A 23,618-nucleotide genomic window follows, 5' to 3' on the forward strand; every position below is an offset into this window, starting at 1 on the left:
CTTCGCTAGGGCTGTGGCAGCGGGTGCTGCGGCCCACTCCGACCATGGTCGTGACGTGGCCCTAACGCTGCTCGCAGTGAGCCGCGGCGGAGTGAGCGACTACCGGATCAAAGACGAGGCCAAGCTGCGCGCGGTGGCCGGCTACCTCGGCATACCTGCCGAGGGTAAGGAGACTCTTCCTCTGGCTGAGGAGGTGGCTCTGACCTTGCTGCAGGACTTCGGTCGTCAGGAGGGAGAGATCGCCTTCGTGGCCCGGGCACCGGAGTCGCGGCAGGCCGTCTGGCGCAAGCTCGGAGTGGTACCGCGGAGCGTGGACAGGGAGATCGTGGAGGCCATGCATCGCACGCACATGGGCGTGGACCAGGACGCGAGCAACATCCTGAGGCACACGCTCAGAATGGCTCTCGCCGACGGTTGGGGAGGGTCCATGATTGCCACCGACCTGAGCGACATCCTGTTCGGTACGCCCGGGCCGGTGAGGTCAGCCGCGAACCTGGGCGTCTTGAGCAAGGATGAGGTGAACCTCGTGATCCACGGTCACGAGCCGACCTTGTCCGAGATGGTGGTGGCGGCCGCTCAGGACCCCGAGTTGGTGGCTTACGCCAAGGCGAAGGGGGCCCAAGGCATCAACCTGGCGGGCATCTGCTGCACGGCCAATGAGGTGCTGATGCGGCATGGGGTGAAGCCGGCCGGCAACTTCCTCCAGCAGGAGCTGGCCATCGTCACCGGCGCGGTCGAGCTAATGCTGGTGGACGTGCAGTGCATCATGGAAGGGCTGGCAGACGTGGCCGACAGCTACCACACGCTACTGGTAACCACCTCGCCGAAGGCACGCATCCGAGGCGCCACCCATGTGGAGTTCGAGGAGCATCGTGCTTATGAGACAGCCAAGCGGATCGTCCGCATGGCCATTGACAACTTCGAGAACCGCGGAGAGGTTCACGTGCCGGACGTGAGAGAGGGCTTCGTGGCAGGCTTCTCTCATGAGTACGTGAACTACATGCAAGGGGGCACCTATCGCGCGTCCTTCCGGCCGCTCAACGACGCCATCGCTCAGGGGCGGATTCGCGGCATTGCGGGGGTCGTTGGCTGCAACAACGCCCGCGTCGAGCACGACTCCGGCATCACCAGGGTGGTGGAGGAGCTGATCGGCAACGACGTTCTGGTGGCAGTGACTGGTTGTGCTGCCATCGGCAGCGCCAAGTATGGCATGTTGGCGCCGGAGGCGTGGGACAAGGTCGGGGCCAATCTCCGGGAGGTGTGCGAGGCGATAGGCATTCCACCGGTCCTCCATGCTGGTTCGTGCGTGGATAACTCCCGCATCCTGACGGTGCTGACGCAGATGGCGAACGAAGGCGGTCTGGGCAGGGATATCAGCGACTTGCCGGTGGTAGGCATCTGCCCTGAGTGGATGTCCGAGAAGGCGCTCTCTATTGGCACCTACTTCGTGGGCTCGGGGGTGTACACGCTCTTCGGGGTGCGCTCGCCCGTGTCTGGCAGTGAGGAAGTGGTCCAGATAATGACGGAGGTGTGGCCCCAGCTGGTGGGCGGTGGCCTGGAGTTCGAGCCAAACCTGGAGGAGCTGATCAGGAAGGCGCTAGCCCACATAGACCGGAAGCGGGAGGACCTGGGGCTGGAGGAGTACCAGCCTGATAAGTACGGCGCCAGCGGAGACAGGGCTCTGGAGGACTGGCTCAAGATTCCTGCTGAGCGCCGCAGCCTGTACAGCCGCCAACCGGTCGCTCGATAGTCAGGCGAAAGAGTCACCAAAGGAGCTGATGATACATGTCCAGGTACATAGCGCACCGGGCCATACGCGGCGCTAACGCGATCGTCGCGGAGGCCACCGAGATGCTGGAGCGCGCCATCGCCGAGATGGGCGCGGACAAGGAAGTGGCGTTCCCAAACACCGCTTACTACCTTCCCGTCATCCTGGGCTTCACCGGTAGGGAAGTCAGAACCCTGGGCGACCTGGTTCCCGTCTTGGAGCAGGCGAGGAGCCTGCTAAGCCCCGTACCGAGTGAGCAGCTGTGGCTTCCTTACCTGGGCGAGGCCCTGGACTGCGGCGTGGCTACCCTTTGGGCGGAGGAAGCCATTCAGGCGATCCGTTTCGCCTACGGTCTACAGCCGGAGCGGAAGCCCGGCTTCCGCATGGCCGGGGGAAGCTTCACCAGCCCAGAAATGGGAGGGGAAGACGGTGGGCTGCTGAACGGACCCATCGACGACATCCAGCTGAGGGCCTGGGGCATTCAGCTGGTGGATGGCCGCATGCCCGGGTTCGCGGCCATAGTGGGCTGTGCCAAGTCGAACGAGGTGGCGGTGGAGATCGTGCGGCAGTTGCAGCAGAGGAACATTCTGGTGTTTCTCTGCGGGAACGTCAACGGCCGCAGCATCATTGACCAGTTGCAGGAGGAAGGCGTCGAGATGGGCTACGATACCTATATCGTGCCCTTCGGCACCGACACCATCTCCGCCGTCTATCCGCTGGGGTTCGCCACCCGTTCAGCCCTGACCTTCGGCGGTCTCAAAGGAGGTCAGATCCGGGAGATCCTCCTCTACAACAAGTTCCGGGTATTCGCTTTCGTCCTGGCGCTGGGAGAGGTCGACGACCTCAAGTACGCCACTGCCGCCGGAGCCATCAACTACGGGTTCCCTGTCATCGCGGATACGGTGATCCCGGAGATCCTCCCTACCGGTATCACCAGCTACGAGCACGTGGTATCCATGCCCTTTGACGACATCGAGGGCAAGGACGACCTGGAGCGGGCGCGCCGTCTGGTGCAGCGCTGCATCGAGGTTCGGGGAGTGAAGGTGCGGGTGGCCGAAGTCCCCATCCCGGTTCCCTACGGCTCGGCCTTTGAGGGCGAGCGGGTGCGCCGGGCCGACATGCGGGTGGAGTTCGGTGGTCGGGATTCCCGGGCCTTCGAGTACCTGCGCATGAGGGACATGGACGAGGTCGAAGACGGCAAGATCGAGGTGATCGGCCCGGGCTTCGAGAGCGTGCCCGAGGGCGGAGCCATGGACCTGGGCATACTGGTGGAGGTGGCCGGTCGCCGCATGCAGGAGGACTTCGAGCCTGTGCTTGAGCGCCAGATCCACTACTTCGTCAATGGCGCCTCGGGAGTGCAGCACATCGGCCAACGCGACATAACTTGGATCAGGATCAGCAAAGGGGCGGTGGAAAAGGGGTTCGAGCTGCGGCACTTCGGGGATATCCTCTATGCCCGCATGCACGGGGACTTCGGCGCCATCGTAGATAAAGTGCAGGTGACGGTGATCACCGACCCGGAGCTGATGGAGAAGGTACTGGCCGAGGCGCGCGAAGCCTACAACTATCGCAACCAGCGCCTGGCCGACATGACCGACGAATCGGTAGATACCTTCTACTCTTGCACTCTGTGCCAGAGCTTCGCCCCCAACCACGTGTGCATCATCTCGCCGGAGCGCCTCGGCCTGTGCGGAGCCTACAACTGGCTCGACTGTCGTGCCTCTCACGAGATCAACCCGACGGGGCCCAACCAGCCCGTGGCGAAGGGTGAAGTGCTGGACGAGTGGAAGGGGTACTTCTCTGGGGCCATCGAGTTCGTGAAGCAGCACTCGAACCAGAGTGTGGAGATGGTCTCCATGTACTCGGCCATGGAAAACCCGATGACGGCCTGCGGCTGCTTCGAGTGCATCATGATGATCATTCCCGAGGCGAACGGATTCATGGTGGTGTCTCGCGAGGATCCGAGCATGACCCCGGCGGGAATGACTTTCAGCACCCTGGCTGGCATGGCCGGCGGGGGCTTGCAGACCCCTGGCGTGATGGGGATTGGGAAGTACTTCCTCATCAGCAAGAAGTTCATCCGTGCCGATGGAGGCCTCAAGCGGATCGTGTGGCTTTCCAGCAATGTGAAGGAGGAGATGCGGGGAGAGCTTCAGGAGGCATGCGCCAGGGAGGGCGATCCCGACTTGCTGGACAAGATCGCGGATGAGCGGGTGGCTACGACGGTGGAGGAGTTGTTGGCCTACTTGGAGGAGAAGGAGCACCCCGCCCTGGTGATGGAGCCTCTCTTCTAGCAGTTGGCTCTGGCTCCGGGCGAGTTGGCCCAGTCATCGGGCTACTCTATAATGCCCCAGTGCTGAGGCGCTTCCTCGCCTGGAGGTAGACGATGCTTAGTGTTGATGAGTGGCGCGCACTGTTGGCGCCGGTGTACGTACACGACGACGAACACCTGGACCAGCAGTGCGCGCGGTACGCCGAAGCGGCGCGCACCTTCGCGAGAGTGTTTGGCTGCGAGCCCACCGTTTTCTACCGCGCGCCCGGACGAGTCAATCTCATTGGGGAGCACACGGACTACAACCAGGGCTTCGTGATGCCCACTGCCATAGATCGGGACATAGTGATCGCCGGTCGGCCCCGCGACGATTCGCTCCTGCGGGCCGCTAATGTGGAGAGAGAACGGTACGAGGACTTCCAGTTCCGCATCGCGAGGGACATCCCTTCCGGGCCCGTCGGTCACTGGAGCAACTACCTTCGGGGAGCAGCCCAGCGCCTGGCCCAGGCGACGCCCGGACCTCTGCGGGGGATGGACGCCGTGGTGAGTGGGCGTCCACCTCATGGCACGCCCATCGGGGTGGGGCTGAGTTCGTCCACCTCGTTGACGGTGGCCGCTACCCTGGCCCTGTCACACCTCAATTCGCTGATGCCGGACGGCCAGGCGCTGGCGGAGCTCGCCAGCGAGGCGGAATGGTACGTGGGCACCCGAGGCGGGATCATGGATCATTTCGCCTCGGTCCTGGGGCGCGGGGGGCATGCCCTGTTCCTGGATTGCCGCCCCCAGGGGCGCGGGCACTACCGCCTGGAGCTGATCCCCCTACCGGCGGATTACCGGCTAGTGGTGTGCAGCACAGGGGTACGTCACGAGAACACTCGATCTGAGTTCAACACGCGCGTGTTCGAATGCCGCGTGGGGGCGCATATCATCGGGCGGCGGTATCCCCAGGTGCGGTACCTCCGAGACGTCTCGGAGGAAGGGCTGGGCCTGTCCTCCAGCGAAGTAGACGCGCTGCTGGAGGAGATGCTGCCGGTGGGCATTGCCGGTCGGGATCTGATAGCCTCGGGTGTGGCGGAAGTGGTGGCGGCGGACATGCCCCCGAGCTTCCGGATAGATCCGGAACGGACCTACCTGGTTCGCCAGCGGTGCCGTCACGTGGTCAGGGAGAATCGGCGAGTGCTGGATAGTGCGGCAGCCCTGCGATCAGGAGACGTGCGCCGGTTCGGGCGGCTGATGGACGAAGCCCACTCCAGCGCCAGAGACGACTACCAGGTAAGTGTGCCGCAGGTGGAAGCGATGGTGGAGGCGGCTCGCCGGGCGCCTGGCTGTCTGGGGGCCCGGATCACGGGCGCTGGATGGGGTGGCTGCGTGGTGGCGCTGGTTGGTGCAGCCGCAGTAGACGAGTTCGCGAGCGCGGTGCGGGAACAGTACCTGGCCGCGACCGGCATACGGCCGGAGGTGATCGTGTGCAATTCCGCCACCGGAGCCCAGGCTATCACTATCCGGTGACTCGATCCTGGTGCCCGGTGTAGCATCCACTGGCATCGCAGCTAGCTAAGGAGCAGAGCCTATGCCCGTCAGCGTGGAGATACCTCAGGAGAAGTACCGTGGCGCCGTTCGTGAGGTGACTCTAGGCGCCGGCCCCGACCGGGGAGGGACCCGAACGCGAACGGTGACCGTGGGGGGTGAGCGCACTCTACCCTTCCTCCTCTTCGAGGGCGAGATGCCTCACCGGCCCGTGGTGGCGGTCGAGATCGCCGAGCGAGCGCCCACGGGCTGGTCGGATCTGCTGGCCAAGGCCTGGAGCGACGTCTGGGAGGACCCAGCAGCCTGGGCGGCCAAGGCCGAGCAGGTGGGAGCGGACCTGCTGGTGATGCAAGTCCAGGACATTGGCGACCGCAAGCTGACCGCGGCAGACCTGGCCGCCAGGTGCAAGGCAGTGCTGGAGGCGTCCGGTCTACCGCTTCTGGTGATCGGCCCCGGGGCGGCCGAGAGGGACAACGAGCTGCTGGTCGCGGTGGCCGACGCCACGGCGGGTGAGCGCCTGGCACTGGGGCTATGCGAGGAGGACAACTACCGCACTATCGTCGCTGCTGCTCTCGCCAACAATCACCTGGTGATCGCCTCCAGCCCCATCGACGTGAACCTGGCCAAGCAGCTCAACATCCTGATCCGGGACATGAACCTGCCTTTGGACCGGGTGCTGATGGATCCAACCACGGGTACGCTGGGCTATGGCCTGGAGTACACTTACTCCGTGATGGAGCGGCTGCGGCTGGCGGCCCTTCAGGGCGACGAAATGACCCAGCAGCCCATGATCTGCCTGGCGGGGTACGAGTCCTGGCGACAGAAAGAAGCCCGAGTGGGCGAGGACGTTCCGGCGGAATGGGGGGACTGGGAGCGCCGGGCGGTGCTGTGGGAGGCAGTCACGGCCACGTCTCTGCTGCACAGCGGCGCCGACGTGGTGGTCCTCCGTCATCCCGAGAGCGTCAGGCTGGTCCAGGCTATGATCACCGAACTGATGGGTGGATGAGGAGTCAAACATGGCTTTGTCCGGACTTGCCATCTACAAACTGCTGCCCAAGACGAACTGCAAGGAATGTGGCTATCCCACCTGCCTCGCCTTCGCCATGAAACTGGCCGCCAAGCAGGCGGAGCTCGCCGACTGCCCGCACGTGTCAGAGGAGGCCAAGCAGGCCCTGGCGGAGTCGTCAGCGCCGCCGATCCGCCTGGTGAAGATCGGCGAAGGCGATCGGGCGCTGGAAGTAGGTAACGAGACCGTCATGTTCCGGCACGAGAAGACCTTTGTGCACCCGCCGGGCCTGTTCGTACGGCTCAAGGACAGCACATCTCTCGAGGAGCTCGAGCAGCGGGCGCGGCAGGTGGCTTCTTACAGCGTGGAGAGGGTCGGGCTGGACCTGTCTCTGACGGGTGTGGCCGTGGAGGCCACGTCGGCCGACGCCGGCCGCTTCGCTGCGGCGGTAGAGGCGGCGCACCGGGGAGCAGGAGGGACCCCCATGGTGCTGATCGCGCGCGATGCCGAGGTGCTGAGGGCCGGGGCAGAGCGGGCGGGCAGTAGGCCGCTCCTTTGGGGCGCCGACCAGGGTAACTGGCAGGAAGTAGCTGCGGTGGCTAAGGCCGTCGGAGCACCGGTGGTGGCAGTAGCGGAGGGCGACCTGTCCGCCCTGGCCGAGGTAACGCGCAGCCTGAAGGAAGCGGGGGTCGAAGACATAGTGCTGGACCCACGCCCATCTGGGCCACGGGAGGCGCTGCGGCTATTCACCGGAATCAGACGGTTGGCCCTGCGACAGAACTTCCGCGACCTCGGCTACCCGATCTTGGCTACGGTGGAGGGGGAGCCCGATCCGAACCTGCAGGCGATTCTGGCCGCTCAGCACATTGCCAAGTACGGCAGTGTGATCATCCTGGAGGAGTTTGATCCAGCGGTTGCCTACATTCTGCTCACCCTGCGGCTGAACATGTACACCGACCCACAGAAGCCGATCCAAGTGTCGCCCGGCCTGTACGAGATCGGAACTCCGCAGGCGGAGTCGCCATTGCTGGTCACGACCAACTTCTCGCTCACGTACTTTAGCGTGAGCGGCGAGGTGGAGGCCAGCGGGGAGCCAGCGTGGTTGTTGGTGGCGGATGCCGAAGGTCTCTCGGTGCTCACTGCTTGGGCGGCGGGGAAGTTCGATGCCGAAACTATAGCCAAGGCAGTGAAGCAGTTTGGGGCAGAGAGTAAGACCGCACACCGCAAGATCATCCTGCCCGGGTTCGTGGCCAGCTTGTCGGGCGAGCTGGAAGACGAACTGCCGGGATGGGACGTGCTTGTGGGGCCGAGGGAGGCGGTGGACATACCGGCGTACCTGAGGAATTGGCACTAGGCGACTGCGCCCGCCAACGCTGTGCTCTATCTCTATCCTGCCTATGTCGCCTGGCACTACTACCTGCTGGTGGCTGCGGTTGCCCTGGCTACCATGCAGACGGCAGCCAGCGCGGCGGGGCTAAGAGGGTTGCAGATCGGGGGGCGACTCTGGCCCGCCAGCTTGGCCCGGAGCACGCTCGCGATCACCATCATCGGGGGAGTGGCCCTGTTTGTGGCCACTACCCCGGACTTGCTGTCTCCCGGGCTGGCGGGGACTGAGCTGCTGGTGACCTTCGGCGCGGGCGTCTTCACCGGAGCCGCTCTCTCGCTAATCGGTGGGATGCCCTGTCGTCCGCGGCGAGCCACCCGCTTTGATCAGCCAGCCGAGCACCGCCTGCCCATCGCCGACTACGGCTACCGCGCTCTGAGGCCCCCGAATGCAGGCGGACCGTTGGTCCTGGTGCTTCCCGACCCTGACCTGCCTGGCGTAGCGACGCTGCCCGTCGTGTCGGCGATACTGGACAGCGGGTACACTTGCGCTGTGGTGTCCTGGGGCAGAGAAGGAGTACCGCGTTACCCGGATGCAATGGCGGTGGTGCCCATGCTGATATCCATACAGGCCGGCGATGGTCCAGTGGCTGTGGTCGGCCTGGGCGCCAGCGGCGACCTGGCCCTGCGTTCGGCTGCTGACGACGAAAGGATCGCGTTGGCGATGGCGGTGGGGCCGGCGCTGAGGCCGGCCAACGTGCTGTCCGGTCTACTCCTGCTTCGCGAGATGAACGTGGCAGAAGCGTGGCGGTGGCAGCGCAAATGGCACCGGCAGGGGTTCATCGCCAGCCTGCAGGCGGGTGAGGCTCTGTGTCGGCTGGGAAGGCGAGGAGCGATCCTGGCCAGCCGGCACGACGGGTTCTATCACTGGTCTGAGGAGTGTGAGTCTGCAGCGCGCGCCGGGGCTCGCATGCACATCCTGGACGGGGAATCCCACGAGGGTCTGGTGAGGGGCGTGGCCCCGGCGTGGGTGAACGACATGCTCACGGCCGCCCGTTCGGACCTGGTGGCGATCGGAGGGGAGCCCGGTGCTGATCCGGTTGGATGAGTCGGTGTTCCGCGCCATCAATGGTCTGGCCGGCCGGAACCGTTGGGTGGACGGGCTGGCCCAGTTGGCCGTCAACGACTACCTGCTACCCTCGGCCCTGGCGTTGATCCTCGTCTGGCTATGGTTGCGGGGAAGGACGCCGGCAGAGCGGGAGGCGGACTGCGGCACGGTGATCAATGCAGTGGCAGCCCAGTTCGTGGCCAACCTGGCCGTGAAGGCGGTGAACCTCAGCCACTTCCGTGCCCGGCCATTCGATGCCGACCCCAGCACTAGCCTGCTCTTCTACCGACCCTGGGATTCCTCCTGCCCGAGCAACCCGGCCACCTTCGGCTTCGCCGTGGCCACCGCAATCTACCTGGGCTCGCCCTGTATGGGACGATGGGCCCTGGGGATCGCCGCTGTGTGGGGGGTGGCTCGCGTCTACTGCGGCGTTCACTACCCTCTGGACGTGATCCTGGGAGCAGGACTGGGAGCCTCGGTGGCATACTGGCTCTCTCGTCGGTCAGCGAGCATGGACTCGACGCGCCGGTGGTTCCTGGCCGTTCTTCGGAAAGGAATGGTGGCATAGCGTGGCTGAGCGGGGTACGCGCGAGCGATACATAGTGGTTTTCCGACCGTCGGGCAAGGTGGTCGAAGTTGAGGCTGGCACCCGCGTGTCCGACGCGGCCGCCGAGGCGGGCGTCCGGCTGAACCTTCCCTGCGGCGGTCAGGGGCGCTGCGGGCGCTGTCTGGTTCTGGTCGAGCATGGCGAGATCAGCCGTCGCCCCAGTGCCAAACTGCCGCCAGCCTTGGAGCAGCGCGGCTACGCGCTCGGGTGCCAGGCGCTGGTCAAGGGCGATGCAGTCATCTTCGTGCCCGAGCAGGAAGAGATGGAGAGGGTGCTGGTGCCCACCGGCGCCGTCTCGGAGAAGGTGGCCCGGCCGGCCGATTTCATTGTGCCGGCGGATCCGGCGGTCAGGCGATGTTACCTTGAGCTCGTGCCGCCTAGCCTGGAGGATAACACTGCCGACCTGGACCGCCTGCGCCGGCACCTGAATCTAGACTGCGGTGCTACCCGGGTGGAGGCCGACCTGCAGCAGGTCCGCAGCCTGGTGCGCACTCTGCGAGGGGCCGACTGGAAGGTGACCGCGACAGTCGAGGATGGCCTTGAGGAGGGCTCCCTGAGGCTGGTGGACGTCTCGGAAGGGAACCGGGCGTCGGAGTTGTACGGTGTTGCCATAGACATCGGCACCACTGGGAACGTGGTGCAACTGGTGGACCTCAACACGGCCAAGATCCTGGGCGCGGCGCTGGCGTACAACGCCCAGATCTCGTGCGGGGAGGATGTCATCTCGCGCATCATCTACTCCCAGAGAGAGGGAGGGCTCAGGCACCTTCAGAACCTGGTGGTGGAGACGCTAAATGGCCTCATCCAGCAGGTAGCCACGGGCAACGGAATACTGTCGTCCCAGATCATGCGAGCCGCGGTAGCGGGCAACACCACTATGATTCAGCTCTTTCTGGGAATAGACCCCCAGCCGGTGAGGCTGTCGCCCTACATCCCGGCCATGACCCACAGCATCCCAGTCAAGGCGCGAGAGGTGAACCTCCAGATCTGTCCGGAGGCCACAGTGGACTGCTTGCCGGCGGTGGGAGCCTACGTAGGGGCCGATGTGTCGGCCGGAGTGCTAGCGTCGGGCATGGCGGAGAGTGAGGAGATCAGTCTGTTCCTTGACATTGGCACCAATGGGGAGCTGGTGCTGGGCAACAAGGAGTTCCTTGTCTGCTGCGCCTGTTCCGCCGGCCCGGCGTTCGAGGGCGGCGGCGTGCGACATGGCATGCGCGCCGCCGCCGGCGCCATAGACACGGTCTGGATCAACAACCGCTATGAGCCTACCTGGCGCGTCATTGGCGACACGGCTCCCCGAGGCATCTGCGGCTCGGGCATGATCAGCCTACTGTCGGAGATGTTTGCCGCAGGGGTCATCCAGCGTGGCGGGCGCATTCAGAGGCACCTCCCCACCCCGCGAGTGCGCGTAGGGGAGCACGGAGCCGAGTACGTGGTGGCTACTTCTCGCGAGACCGGGCAGGACCTGGAGATCGTTATCACCGAAGTGGACATCGAGAACCTGATCCGTACTAAGGCAGCCATATTTGCCGGCATCACGGTGCTGATGGACAGCGTGGGAATGGCCTTCGAGGATCTGGACCGGGTGCTGATCGGTGGGGCCTTTGGGCAGCACCTGGATGTTGAGGCCGCCATCCGCATCGGACTGCTCCCGGATTTGCCCTGGGATCGGTTCAGCTTCCTGGGCAACACCGCAGTGGCGGGTGCCTATCAGTGCCTGGCCAACCGGGAGAAGCGCCGTCGCGTGGACGAGATCGGCTCCATGATGACCTATCTGGAGCTGAGCGCCGATAACCGTTTCATGGAGGCATTCACTGCGGCCATGTTCCTGCCCCACACCAACGCGGCGCTCTTCCCCTCGGTGCAGTCTGAGCTTGCCGTCCCATCGCAGACCGGTGACGGCGACTAGTGGCGGGCCGCGCACAGCGCTGGTAGCGCTGGGGTACGGCACCCTCGGGCTGGCTCTCTCCTGGCCCTTGCCCCGTTACCTGGCGACCGCGATTCCTGGGGACGGGTTTGACGGGTGGCAGAACTACTGGAACCTGTGGTGGGTGGAGCGAGCCCTCCTCCGCGACGGTGGCAGCATTTGGTGGACCGACTTGCTCGACCATCCGCGCGGGGTCAGCCTTATCTTCCACACCCTGAACCTCCCCAACGCGCTGCTGTCGCTTCCGCTGCAGCGCCTGTCTGGGGTGATCTCCGCGTACAACCTGGTGGTCTTTCTGTCCTTTGCCCTAGGGGGCCTGGGAGTCTATCTGCTCGCGCTCAGAACGCTGGGCAGGGGAGATGGCCGGGCCCGCGCGGCGGCGCTGGTATCGGGCGCCATCTTCGCGTATTGCCCCTTTCACTTCGCCCACCTTCTGGGGCACATGCAAGTCTTCGCCTTCCAGTGGTTACCGTTCTACGCCTTGGTCCTGCTGGGTCTGCTGGGGCGATTGCGGGCGGGCCGCAAGCCGGGAGGCGCTGCCCTGGTAGCGGTCGCGTTTGTGGTGTTGGCCGCGCTCACCGACTGGTACAACCTCATCTACCTGGGGCTGCTCACCGGGCTGTGGTCGACGTGGTGCGCCTGGAGCGCCCGGCGGCGCGGGCTCAGACTCTGGGCCCAGATGGTGCTGGTGCCCGGCGGAGTGGGACTGATCGCGCTGGCCCTGCTGGCGCCGCTCCTTCTGCCGATGGCCGCGGAAGCAGCCAGAGCTGACTACATGGTACCGGATGAGAGTCACATCACCAACTTGAGCGCCGACCTGCTGGCGTTGGTCCTACCCCAGGAGATGCACCCACTGTGGGGCGAGGCCACCGGGCGTCTGGCCGCTCAGTTTCCCAGCAGCACCTCCGAACGGATGGTGTCACTGGGCCTCGTTCCCCTGCTGCTGGCGGCCGTAGGCTGGTGGCGAGGGAGCGAACGGGGGCGTCTCTTTGTGTGGGTGGGCCTAGTCTTCCTCGTGCTGTCGCTGGGCCCGGTGCTGCACGTGGGCGGCGAAGTGGTCCGCGTCGGGGGCCGGCCCGTGCCGCTGCCTTGGCTGGCGTTGTATCGGGCCATTCCGTTCCTGGGGATTGCCAGGTCGGTGGGGCGCTACTCGGTGATGGCGGCTTTGGCCGTATCGGTGCTGGCGGGAGTCGGGCTGCACCAGCTCAGCCGGCAGCTGGGAGGTCGGTGGCTGCTCCTTCCTCTGGCCGCCGGGGCCTTGACGCTGGTCGAGTTCGCGCCGATTCCTTACCCGGTGAGCTTCCCAGACACGCCCGGCTGGTACGCGGCTCTGAGGAACGAACCGCTTAGCGGCGCAGTGCTCAACTTGCCCGTGAATTGGGACCGACCTCAGTACCTCCTCTACCAGACTCAGCACTGGCTTCCGCTCGTCTCGGGGTACACCTCTCGACGAAACCCGTGGTCGCCGGTGGAGAGCTACCCTGGCTTGCAGCAACTGCGCTGCCTGGCAGAGGACGTCCTGCCCTTCCCTGATCCGGCAACATTTGCTACCATAGCGGCTGACCTGGGCCTGAGGTACGTGGCCATAGACCGCTACCAGATGCCTGGCGGAGAGGAGCGGCGACTGACGGAGGAGCTGGCCTCGCGCCTGCTGCAGGGGCAGCCGATCGTCTACTCCGACGAGCGACTCACAGTCTATATGTTGCAGGGCGCCGCCGACCAACGACCATATGCCAACCTGGTCGGGCCCTGGGGCCCGCCACAGATGGGGGCTGCGGGCGGACGAGTGCGGCGGGGCTGTTCCACTTGCGACGTAGTGGCGGTCACGTACGATCAACCGGCTGAGTTCACGGTCTCGTGCCTGGGTGAGCCGGAGAGGCGAATCCGGGTAGATGCTGGGCGGCGGCAATCGCTGCTCGGGGTGGGGCTCGACCGACCGAGGGGAGAGAGCGCCTGCGAGTACCTCGCCGGCGTCCGGTGGAGCGTGGACGAGGCTGAGTAGGGGCGTAGAGGAGGACTCGTGTTCAAGATCGGCGAAAGCATCCAGGTACTCAACCGTCGAGTTCGAGATGCCCTCGACAAGCGACAGGGGGACTACATCCGTCAGCTGGCACGGGCTCAGGTGGATCACGGCGCCGACGCGCTGGACCTGAACACGGGACCGCGGAAGCGAGACGGTGCGCAGGTCTTGCCTTGGCTAGTGGACGAGGTCCATGGGGTGGCCGAGGTGCCCCTGTCGCTCGACACCATCAACGCGGAGGCAATGGCGGCCGGCCTGCAGCGCTGTCAAGAGTTGGGCATTCGGGCCATCATCAACTCGACCTCCGCCGACCCGGCTCGGCTGGACGCCACCTTGCCTCTGGCGGCCGAGTACGGGGCGGAGATCATCGCGCTGACCATGGGGAAGAACCTTCCCGCCACTGCCGACGAGAGAGTGGAGCTGGCAGTCAGCGTTATCCTGCCGCGGGCCATGGAGTTGGGGGTGGAGCCGGAGCGAATCTACTTCGATCCGCTAGTGCTGACGGTGAACGGGTGCCAGGAGCACGCCCCGGAGACCCTCAACGCCATAAGGTTTCTCAAGCTCGCCAGCGACCCTCCGCCGAAGACGGTTGTCGGGCTGAGCAACATCTCGAACAGCGTGCCGGCTGAGAACCGTAGCCTCATCAACCGGGTGTATCTGACTATGCTCATGGGGGCAGGGGTGGACGCCGCCATTCTGGACGCGCTGGACGAGGAGCAGAACCAGGTCATTCGCATTCTGGAGACACGGGATGACAGCTCTCCTCTGGGTCGGCTGTATCTGGCTGTGCACGATGCTGCTGCAGCGGGGGAAAGCCTGGACGAATCGGTGGTAGACCGCAGTGACCCAGACCAAGTGGCCGTCTGGCGGACGGTGCAGATTCTAGAGAACAACATCATATACGCCCATTCCTACCTCCAGGCCTGAGGGAGGCCGCCCTGCCGGAGCCTCGCGCGCGGGCGTCATTACCGCTCTTGCTAATCGTGGGAGCGACGCTGCTGGCGTCGCTCCCACTGCTGTCGCCAGGGATCCCGAACACCCACGACGGCCTCTTCCACTTCTATCGGGCGATGGCGCTATCTGAAGCGGTGTGCGAAGGGTGCGCCTTGCCTCGATGGTTACCGGACTTCGCCTTCGGCTACGGTCAGCCCGTGTTTGCCTTCTACGGAGCGAGCTCCTACTACCAGGCCCTCTCGTTCTTGTTGGTTGGGCTCCAGCCGGAGGCAGCGCTCAAGGCTTCCACGGCTCTGGCTTCCCTGCTCTCTGGCATGGGTGTGTACGCTGTGAGCCGACGCCTGTTGAGAGGCTGGCCGGCGGCTCTCGCGGGGGCGGCATACGTTCTCTTCCCCTACCGGCTCGCCAACGTGTACGTGCGGGGGGCCTTCGCCGAGCACTGGGCCCTGGCCCTGCTCCCGCTACTTCTCCTTCTGGGTGAGAGGGCCCTCACGCGCCGAGACCGGGCGTCTTGGGCCTTGGCGGCGGTAGCCTGGGCCGTCCTGATCTTCACCCACAACCTTTCGGCCCTGGTGTTCGCGCCTATCTGGGCTCTGTACCTGGTGGCTGCTAGCTGGGCACCCGGGAGGGGGTGGACAGGCGCGGGCCTGAGACCGTGTCTACGCGCTCTACTGGCTCTTGCGGCCGGGGCGCTACTGGTGGCCTTCTACTGGCTACCCATCCTTCCGGAGGCGCGCCTGGTGGGCCTGGGCAACACCTTCTCCACCGACGCCTGGTCGCGGTACCTAACCTCAGCGGGCGAGACGGTCTCCCGCTCGCTGGTCTACCGCTACTTCCCAGACCAGGGGGTAGCGCACGGGTACCCTCTCGGGTTGGTGGCGGTGGTGCTCCTTGGGGTGGCGCTGACGGTGCTGGTTGCCAGCCGGCGGTGGCGCGGCCATCCCCGCCTGTGGTTCTTCGTCGGGGTGGCCGGCCTCTGCTGGGGCCTCCAATGGCAGGGGTCGGCGCCAGTGTGGGACGCGATCCCGGCCCTTGGCTTCGTGCAGTTCCCTTGGCGTCTGCTGGGGCCGTTTGGCCTGTGCTGGGCCGTGCTTCTGGGGCTCGGTTGGCAGGCAGCCTCCGAGCGTGTGCGTCTTGGCGGGCTCGCCTTGGCACTTGGGGCGGCGGCGCTAACGGGGTTGCTGGCAGTGACCTCTTTGGGCGCGCTGCCCCGTCGGTCGGTGGAGACGACCTCCATCCGCTGGGTGCAGCACATGTGGGACCACGATGCCGCCATCGGGCAGGTCGGCGCCACCTGGACGGCCGAGTACGTCCCGGTCTGGGTCACGGTGGACCGGTCGGCCATGCCCTGGGACCCAGTGGAGACGGACAGGCCACCGGAGTACGTTCTGCCCGAGGGGCTGCAGGTGCACGTGCTAGAGGCCGGGCTCAACTCGATGCGGCTGTTCGTGGAATCGCCGGCCCCAGTCCGGCTGTCACGGCACGTTTTCTACTACCCGGGCCAGACCGTGTCTGTGGACGGGGTGGAGGTGACGGCCGAGCCCTTCACCGACCTGGGGCTCGTGTCGGCGATCGTCCCGGAGGGTCGGCACGAGGTGCGCTTCGACTTCGAAGCGACGCCGGCAGTGTGGCTGGGTCGGGTGGTGGCGGCGCTGATCGCCGGGGGCCTGGCGCTCCAGGTCGCCGGGGGGCGGGAGGCGACGAGTGCCATCCTGGCCCTGGCGACGGCGGCGCTGATGGTGGTGGGGACCACGTGTACGGCGGCGCCGAAGCCGGTGCGGCCGCTGTGGGCAGCTTACGAGGGCAAGATGGCTCTGGCCGGATGGCAGGCGCCGGATCACGTGCGGCCGGGGGAGGCCGTGCCGGTGGAGCTGTTCTGGATGCCGCTGCGGACGCCTCAGGAGAACCTGAAGGTCTTCGTACATCTGGAGGCTGAGGACGGGCGGGTGATCGCCCAGAGCGACGGCGATCCCGTAGGGGGCTACACCCGCACCAGCCGAATGGTGGGTGGCGAGATATCCTCGGACCGGCGCTGGTTGGAGGTGCCGGAGGAAACGCCCGAAGGGACGTACGCTCTCTACGCCGGGCTGTACCGCTGGCCGGAGGTCGCCAACCTGAGGGTGACCGAGGGACAGCAGGTGGGGGCGGAGCGAGTCATGGTAGGGCTGATCGAGGTCCGCCGGTGATGGGACGCCAGGCTCGGTGGACCCGACGGGTGGTGGTGGCCCTAGCTCTGCTGGGCGCGCTCGTCTACGGGATCCTGGTTCCGCTTGGGGAGGCTCCCGACGAGCCCGGCCACTACAACTACGCCCGCATCCTGGCCGGTGAGCAACGCCTGCCGCTGGCGGAAGAGGAGCACGAGGCCTTCCAGCCGCCCCTGTACTACGCCCTGGCCGCGCCCCTGGTGGCCCTGGGCGACCTGGCCCAGTTACCCCTCCTCGCCAACTCCGACTTCACCCTCGCCCCCCAGGGCCCCTCCTTCCTCCTGGTCCACACCGCCGAAGAGCGCTTCCCTTACTCCGGTTGGGCACGAGGCTGGCACCTGATGCGTCTGCTGTCGGCTGGGCTGGGGGCGCTCACCGCCTACTCCCTGTTCCAGGTCGGGCTTCTCATCAGCGGAGGGAGCGTCTCCGTGGCCATGCTGGGCGCGGCGGCGATGGTCCTCATGCCGCAGTTCTCGCTGACACACGGGGCGGCGACCAACGACAGCCTGGCGCTGGCGCTGGGATCGCTCCTGGTGGGACAGGTGGTGGTGACCTCGCTCCACTCGAGGCCCCGCCGGCACCTCCTGGCGGTGGGGGCGCTCTGGGGGCTGGCGGTCCTGGCCAAGACCAGCCTTCTAGCCGCCGGAGCGGGGCTGGCGCTGGCACTGTGGACGGGCCGCCGCCGATTGGCACTGGTCGAGCGAGCCCGAGAGGCAGCTCTAGACTTGCTGGTGGTGGGCCTGGGGGCGGTTGCCGTCAGCGGGTGGTGGTTCGGACGAAACGTCGCCCTGTTCGAGGGCCCACTGGCGTGGGACCTGGTGGAGCGCACTAACGCCGTCCGCCAGGGTAGCGTGGTTTGGACGGAGGAGCTGTGGGGACTGCACCGCTCCTACTGGCTCAGCTACGTGGGGATGAGGTTGCCGAGCTGGGTGTACTGGGCGGCTCTGGTGCCGGGGGCCGGGGCCTGCCTAGGGCTGGGGCGGGCGCTTCTGCGCCTACGGGGGCCTCGGGGCTCGTTTCCAGAGGACGACGGGGAAGCCGAACCTTGCCTCCCACCTGAGGGGAGGGCCGGCAATGACGTGCCGCGTGTTCTCGCGGCACAGGCGAGGGAGAGCGAGAGAGACTCTCGACTGAGGCTACTAGCCCCGGTCCTGCTGCTCTACGCGGCTGCCTTCGCGGTGGCTTGGGCCCGCTGGTCGCTGGCGGTGATGGGCACGGGCCAGGCGCGCCTGCTCTACCCGGCTGCTGCCGCCGTGGTGCCGCTGTTGGCGGTGGGCGTGCTGGCCCTGGTGCCATGCCGGTGGCGGGGCCGGGTGGGAGCCCTCGGTGTAGCCGGGCTATGCTTCGTGAACCTCTATGGGCTAACGGCTGGAGTCGTGCCCGTGTTCCGGCCCTCTGCCACTGTGGCGCCGGAGGCGGTGCCGACCGGGCAGAAGCCGATCGTTTTCGGCGGCCGGCTCGAACTCCTGGCCTGGGAGGTGCCGGCTCAGGTGCAGGCGGGGGAGGAGGCCCGCCTGAGCCTGTGGTGGCGAGCGCTGGAACCGCTCAGTCATGACGCCTGGCTCACCGTCCGCGTGGTGAACGCCGAGGGGGAGGTGGTGGCCTGGCGGCGCGGTACTCCCGATGGCGGGCCATACACCCCGGAGTGCTGGACCCCGGGCTCCATAGTGGCCGGCCGTCGCAGTGTGCCGCCCGACTTGGCTCCCGGTCTCTATGCGATAGAGGTGGGGGTACAGCCTCTCGACGGCGGCGATTGGTGGCCAATCGCGGCCGGCCCCGGGCCGCCGGCTGACGTGTGGACCCTGGGCGAGTTCGAAGTCAGGGAGCCAGGATGAGTCCGCCCGGCCCCAACGCGAGCTCTACGTGGTCGGCCTGGGCCGCGGGGCCGCTGGCCGGGAGTCGGGTCATGGAGTCCTCGCTGTAGAGCCCGACGCGGAGGACCAATTCGCTCTCTCCCTGTGGCCAGGGCAGAGCGTGCTCGGATACGTAGGTCTCGCCCGGCAGCCACTCGGAGGTGGGAATGTGGGCCGGGGGAACGTCGTCCTGGGCCAGTGGTCCACCCTCGTCCGGTCGAGCCAGGTGGACGAAGACCTTGTAGGGCCCATCGGTGGGGGCGAGCGCCTCCCAGTACAGGCTGAGGCGCAGTTCTTGGGGCAAGCCCTCACGGTCTGCGCTGAAACCATACAGCCGGATAGCGTTCCCGAAGGAGACACTGAGGGACTCTGCCGGCTCCGAGTCGACCACACTGAAGGTTCGGGCGCTCACACGGAAGCGATCCACCTCCAGCCACGACGGGAGCTGCCAGGGCAGGCGCATGCGGCGAGCCGAGCCGTCGGTGCTCCCCGCCAGCTGGACCTCGAGCCTATAGTCACCGGAAGGCAGGTCTGAAGGAAGGCGGAAGGAGCTGGGGCAGCGCCATGCCTCCCCTGGCTGCCACCGGGAGGCCGGGAGGCCGCCCGACTCCAGCGGTACCTCCCCCAGGAGCCAGGTGCCTCCGGCCGACGTCAGGCGCACGCGCGGCGAGGCGTCGGGGATCGGGGCCAGGGCGCGGAACTGCAGGAATCCCGACCAGTATGCGCCTGCACTCAGGCTCTCGACATCGGTCTCTGAGCCCAGAAACTCCAGGTGGGGTGACATCTGGCCGCGCATGCCGGAGCGGACGGGTGGGAGGGGATAGGGAGCAGGGGCCAAAGTGATGGTGCCCAGGGGCGCCCAGGGACCGAGGGCTTCGCCGTGGGCCCCGGTGGCGGCCAACCGGGCGCCTGTGGGCAGATCCACCAGTCCCACCTGGACGGTGTACTCCCCGCCCGGGATGCCGCCCGGAAGCGACAGCGCATGCCGAGTGCACCGCTCGGGCGCATTCCTAGGCAGCGACAGCCGGGGCGGTTGCGCCACCTCCGCCCAGGCCGTCCCGTGGCCGTCGGCCAGTCGTAGTAGCACCACCGTGCTCTGGTCGGACGGTGGGTCGGCTGCCCAGCACAAGGAGACGACGGCGGCGTCGCCGGGCCGCAGGAAGCCCGAGCTGTCCCACACCGCGGCTCCGGTCAAGGTCCGAGCGTCGTCCCATCTCAAGGGGCCGGCGACGACCCTGGGCCCAGTGTCCGGCTCACGGTACAGCAGGCTCAGGCGCACGTCGGTGGAGTAGTCGAGGCGGTAGGCTATGGCGCCCTCGCCCAAGAGGCTATCCCAGACGGACGGCATGTCAGGGACGGCCCAGGTCTCCCACTCGAGCACCCAGAGTCGCCCGGCAGTCCCAACCGCGTCGGCGGGAAGGGGGCGCCCGGCTCCCACCGACACAGTGGGCAGCCCGGTGCGATCGTAGTAGGCCCAGGGCACCCACTGGTGGGGATTAGCCAGGAGGACGAGATCGCCGGGAAGGGCGTGCGCGGCCACGTGGTCGAGCGCGTCGCGGTAGTGCCCCTTGACATGGTTGGCCTGCCAGGCCAGGCCGGGCGCAACCGTAGCCGCCACCGCCAACAGCCCCACCGGCGCCAGCACTCGCGAGCGCAGCCCTATCCGCAGCAGTCCCGCCCCGGTCAGGAGGCTAAGCGCCGGTGCCACGTAGGAGAAGTGCCGCAGCACCAGACCCCCGTAGGGCACCGCGATGGCTAGCAGGGTCGGCACTGCCACCCACAGCCCCAGCGCCCAGCGGAGACGGGCAGGGAGATCCCGGTAGAGCAGCCCCGCAAGAGGCGGGACGAGGGCGACCAGGGAGAGCGCCGGAGCCCACGAGGGCCGGCTGGTGATGGTGGCCCCCCCGTAGGCCCAGTCCTGGAGGAGCCTGCCCACTGCCTCGGGCGACTTACCCCACAGCCCTTCGCGGATCACCTGGAGGGCGGCCGCCCTCGGACCGGGTGCGACGAAGAGTATGCCCAGGGCCAGGATGCCGACCAACACCGCCGCCAGGCCCAGGTGTGCTGCCAGACGGCGAGCTCCGCCTCGCTGGAGGCCCAGGATGAGGGCATGTGTAGGGAGCAAGAAGGCGAAGAAGTAATGGGTGGCCACTCCCAGCGCCATCAGGGCCGCGTACGCCAGCCAGAACCGCAGGTCACTTCGACGGTAGGCGAAGTACAGGAGGGCAGTGACCGCCAGCCCCAGAAGCTGGATCAGAGCGTACATGCGGGCTTCCTGGGAGTAGGTCACCAGGAAGGGAGATACGGCAGCGTAACCGAGGGTGGCCAGGGCCAACCGGCTGCCGCTCAGGGCCAGGCCCGCTCGCCACAACCCCAGCAGCAGCAACGCTCCCAGCAGGACCGAGGGAAAGCGCAGGGCCCACTCGGAGTCGCCGAACAGGCGCATGGCCCCGTGGAGGAGGAGGTAGTAGAGAGGGGGGTGTTCGAAGGGCGCACTGGCCACGTAGGACAGGATGCCGGCCGGAGAGCGTACGGCGATGAAGTGCGAGGCGGCTTCGTCGAACCAGAGCTCGGGGCCGCCCAGGTTCCGCAGCCGCAGCCCCCAGCCCAGGGCAAGCAAGGCATAGGCGACGAGGCGGATACGGCGCGTCATCGGGGGCCCCACTCCCCGAGGAGGACCCGCCTGTCGGGCACCTCGGCCCCGTCCTGCAGCACGGGCAGGTTGCTCACCTCGGGCCAGGTGTACATCCCGGCGTACAGTGTGACCGGTCCGGACGGGACAGGGAGGAGATGTTGATCGGCCAGGACCTCGCCCGGCACCCAGCGCCTGGTGGGGCTGAACTCCTGTCCGGGCCGGCCGTCATGCTGGGCGGCGAGGCTGCCCTCGGGGTCAACTGCGTGGACGAAGACGCGGTAGTCGTCCTGGTGGGCGTCCAGCGCCAGCCAGTAGAGGGTGACTTCGAGCCAGTCGCCCTGGCGGTCGGCGTGGAACCCGAGGAGAAGGGCGGCTTCCCCCACCTGCGCCTGGATGGGGACGGGAACGTGCGCAGTGGGATATCGGTGCGAGCGGAAGGCGACCAGCGCCGCGAAGAGGGCAGCTCCGGCCAGGAGGGCGAGCGGCAGCCGGGTTCGGCTGCGCCACGACCAGATGACGATCGCGAGCAAGGCGAGGGCAGAGAGTGCCGCGCCCAGCGTCCGCGGCGGCGTGGCGCCCGGGCGCAGCTGGACTAGGTGTTCGCCGGCGGGTAGATCGGCTGCTAGCAGGCCCAGGGGGCCGTAGGGCCGGGGCTCCAGAGGCCGACCGTCAGCTGTGATGCGCCAGCCGGGGAAGAAGAACCGGTGGAAGGATATGGTCCCGGGCGAGGCCAGGCTGATGGCCAGATCCAGGCTCAAGGGATCAGCCGACCGTAGTTGAGCGGCCGTGACCTCGACCGGTGGCAGGGTTGCCTCCACCCCATCCTCGGGCAAGAAGAAGTCGGCGCGGCGGGGTAGAGCCCAGACGGGCATGTATTCGAGCAGCCATTCGCCCCCGTGCTCTCGCAGCCAGAGCGCCGTCTGGTAGTCGTACTCGACCAATCCTTGCGGTCCGATGTCCGCCTCGGCCAGCGGGCGATCGTAGCCCGGCAGATGCGCCGACTCCAGCCTCAGCCCACCCATCCCGGCAATCATCAGCGCGGCGCCCAGGGCTCCCGCCGCTAGAGCGGCGAATGGACCCGGACGGACCCAGGCGACAACTCCTGCGGCCAGAAGGGCGCTGCAGAGCGTGAGCACGGCCTGCAGGCGCCAAGGGAACTGGAGGTAGTGGAGTAGAGGCAGCTTCTCCCAGAGGGGCGCCGACGCCGGCAGCAGTAGTGCCACCGTCCCCAAGCTGACGGTGGCGGCGAACGCCCCGGCTCGTCGTGCCGGCGGTGGGAGCTGTCGCCACTGCAGGGCCAGCGCCGCCGCGCCGATGGGCGCCAGGACGGTCTGCGCCAGGCCCAGAGGGTGCTGGGCCGCGACCAGTTGGTGGGGCCGGTAGCGGTGGATCAGAAAGGGCGAAAACCACTCTCTCAGGGGCTGGAGCTGGAGCAACAGCTCGTCGAGGCCGGTGACCTGACCGGCCAGTACGTATCTCACCTCCAGGATGGCGGGCACCCAGAAGAAGGCGGCAAGGCCGATGCCGAGCGTCCCGGCCCCGATGAGACGAGCGTATGGCCAGCGGGCGGCCGCGGATCGCGGGCTGCCGTACAGCAGGACGAAGTAGAGGGCCAGGGGGAGGGCGAACATGAGGGCAGTGAGGTTGTGTGTCAGGATGAAAGCCGCCGTGCCTAGCGCGAAGAAGGGCGTCAACCACGGCCGGGCGGCGCGCTGCTCGTCGCCTCTCATGAGCGTGCCCACCCACAGGAGCAGGGGCGGGAAGGCGAAGGCGAGCGACTCGGCCAGCGCCCCTCTCACGTAGATGTCGGCGAGGTGATAGGGGAAAGCGGTATAGGCCACGGCCGCCACGACGGCTGCAGGACGGGGCAGGAGGAGAGCGACCCAGGCGTAGGTAGCGGCAGCTGCGGTCAGCAGGCCCAGCACGTGGGCCAGCCGGATGCCGCCGATGTAGCCCGTGCCCAGAGCGGTGCCGATCCAGGCCACGTAGTAGCCCAGGGGGGAGTAGAAGTTTAGGACCGGATAGCCGTAGCCGAACCCCATTCCGGCGAACAGGCGCGGGTAGAGATGGCCAGCGCGGAGCGCCCGGTCCAGCTCGAAGAGGCGGAACAGGTGGTGCAGGCCGTCATCGGTGGCAGGCAAGGGACCAAGGAGGAGCGGAGCCGCTGCCACCAGGGCGGCGAGAACCACCAGGGCGAGTGATATGCGGGCCCAGCACCCTCTGACAGAGCCGCGTAGTGAGGACGAGCTCATGCCGATCTGGTGCCGGCGACGGTTCGTGATCGCCTCGACGGTCTGACTCCTTCACTCATGAGGCTAGTCCGCTAGCGGGCCTCTCTCGGCGCCAGCGGACTAGCTGGCCGGCTCTGCCACCGAAGACTGGGGGCAAGAGGCACTCACCCGGCTCAGGGCGCA

14 protein-coding genes are annotated in these 23,618 nt (G+C 67.1%); 12 read left to right on the forward strand and 2 right to left on the reverse strand.

Annotated features, from left to right (window positions below):
- From cooS to HPY83_04030, 12 genes are all read left to right on the forward strand, one after another.
- Positions 1–1,750, forward strand: a 1,750-nt coding sequence (cooS, locus tag HPY83_03975) for an anaerobic carbon-monoxide dehydrogenase catalytic subunit (GenBank protein ID NPV07109.1), incomplete at its 5' end; no start/stop codon positions are given.
- Between the two features lie 35 nt (positions 1,751–1,785).
- The gene (gene cdhC, locus HPY83_03980; protein NPV07110.1) at positions 1,786–4,062 is read left to right on the forward strand and encodes a CO dehydrogenase/CO-methylating acetyl-CoA synthase complex subunit beta; all 2,277 of its coding nucleotides are present in this window, start codon (positions 1,786–1,788) and stop codon (positions 4,060–4,062) included.
- Between the two features lie 92 nt (positions 4,063–4,154).
- A complete protein-coding gene (gene galK, locus HPY83_03985) occupies positions 4,155–5,549 on the forward strand; it encodes a galactokinase (protein NPV07111.1) in 1,395 nt (464 codons plus the stop codon).
- A gap of 61 nt (positions 5,550–5,610) precedes the next feature.
- Positions 5,611–6,573 (forward strand): acetyl-CoA decarbonylase/synthase complex subunit delta, encoded by a 963-nt coding sequence (locus HPY83_03990; protein ID NPV07112.1) that lies wholly within the window; start codon positions 5,611–5,613, stop codon positions 6,571–6,573.
- A gap of 10 nt (positions 6,574–6,583) precedes the next feature.
- A complete protein-coding gene (locus HPY83_03995) occupies positions 6,584–7,927 on the forward strand; it encodes an acetyl-CoA decarbonylase/synthase complex subunit gamma (protein ID NPV07113.1) in 1,344 nt (447 codons plus the stop codon).
- A 21-nt stretch (positions 7,928–7,948) separates the two neighbouring features.
- Positions 7,949–9,004, forward strand: a complete 1,056-nt coding sequence (locus tag HPY83_04000) for a hypothetical protein (protein ID NPV07114.1) — start codon at positions 7,949–7,951, stop codon at positions 9,002–9,004.
- A complete protein-coding gene (locus HPY83_04005; GenBank protein NPV07115.1) occupies positions 8,985–9,572 on the forward strand; it encodes a phosphatase PAP2 family protein in 588 nt (195 codons plus the stop codon). The genes HPY83_04000 and HPY83_04005 overlap by 20 nt, the downstream gene beginning before the upstream one ends.
- Position 9,573: 1 nt before the next feature.
- Positions 9,574–11,520 (forward strand): DUF4445 domain-containing protein, encoded by a 1,947-nt coding sequence (locus HPY83_04010; GenBank protein ID NPV07116.1) that lies wholly within the window; start codon positions 9,574–9,576, stop codon positions 11,518–11,520.
- Positions 11,507–13,540: a hypothetical protein gene (locus HPY83_04015; GenBank protein NPV07117.1), complete on the forward strand. Its 2,034-nt coding sequence runs from the start codon at positions 11,507–11,509 to the stop codon at positions 13,538–13,540. Before HPY83_04010 ends, HPY83_04015 begins: the two co-directional genes overlap by 14 nt.
- 18 nt (positions 13,541–13,558) lie before the next feature.
- Positions 13,559–14,485, forward strand: coding sequence for a dihydropteroate synthase (locus tag HPY83_04020; protein ID NPV07118.1), 927 nt, complete (start codon positions 13,559–13,561; stop codon positions 14,483–14,485).
- 47 nt (positions 14,486–14,532) lie between these two features.
- Entirely contained in the window at positions 14,533–16,698 is a 2,166-nt protein-coding gene (locus tag HPY83_04025; GenBank protein ID NPV07119.1) for a hypothetical protein, read from the forward strand.
- Positions 16,695–18,551, forward strand: coding sequence for a hypothetical protein (locus tag HPY83_04030; GenBank protein ID NPV07120.1), 1,857 nt, complete (start codon positions 16,695–16,697; stop codon positions 18,549–18,551). Before HPY83_04025 ends, HPY83_04030 begins: the two co-directional genes overlap by 4 nt.
- Here HPY83_04030 and HPY83_04035 read toward each other — a convergent pair.
- Entirely contained in the window at positions 18,535–21,222 is a 2,688-nt protein-coding gene (locus tag HPY83_04035) for a hypothetical protein (GenBank protein NPV07121.1), read from the reverse strand. The genes HPY83_04030 and HPY83_04035 overlap by 17 nt on opposite strands.
- A complete protein-coding gene (locus tag HPY83_04040; protein ID NPV07122.1) occupies positions 21,219–23,456 on the reverse strand; it encodes a hypothetical protein in 2,238 nt (745 codons plus the stop codon). The genes HPY83_04035 and HPY83_04040 overlap by 4 nt, the downstream gene beginning before the upstream one ends.
- Positions 23,457–23,618 lie beyond the last annotated feature (162 nt).

Source organism: Anaerolineae bacterium (genome assembly GCA_013178015.1).
Lineage (GTDB): Bacteria > Chloroflexota > Anaerolineae > DRVO01 > DRVO01 > Ch71.

Excerpts from the sequence above, each read along its gene's own strand:
- cdhC (NPV07110.1), top strand. The coding sequence starts at position 1,786 with ATGTCCAGGTACATAGCGCACCGGGCCATACGCGGCGCTAACGCGATC.
- galK (NPV07111.1), top strand. The coding sequence starts at position 4,155 with ATGCTTAGTGTTGATGAGTGGCGCGCACTGTTGGCGCCGGTGTACGTA.
- HPY83_03990 (NPV07112.1), top strand. The coding sequence starts at position 5,611 with ATGCCCGTCAGCGTGGAGATACCTCAGGAGAAGTACCGTGGCGCCGTT.
- HPY83_03995 (NPV07113.1), top strand. The coding sequence starts at position 6,584 with ATGGCTTTGTCCGGACTTGCCATCTACAAACTGCTGCCCAAGACGAAC.
- HPY83_04035 (NPV07121.1), bottom strand. The coding sequence starts at position 21,222 with ATGACGCGCCGTATCCGCCTCGTCGCCTATGCCTTGCTTGCCCTGGGC.
- HPY83_04040 (NPV07122.1), bottom strand. The coding sequence starts at position 23,456 with ATGAGCTCGTCCTCACTACGCGGCTCTGTCAGAGGGTGCTGGGCCCGC.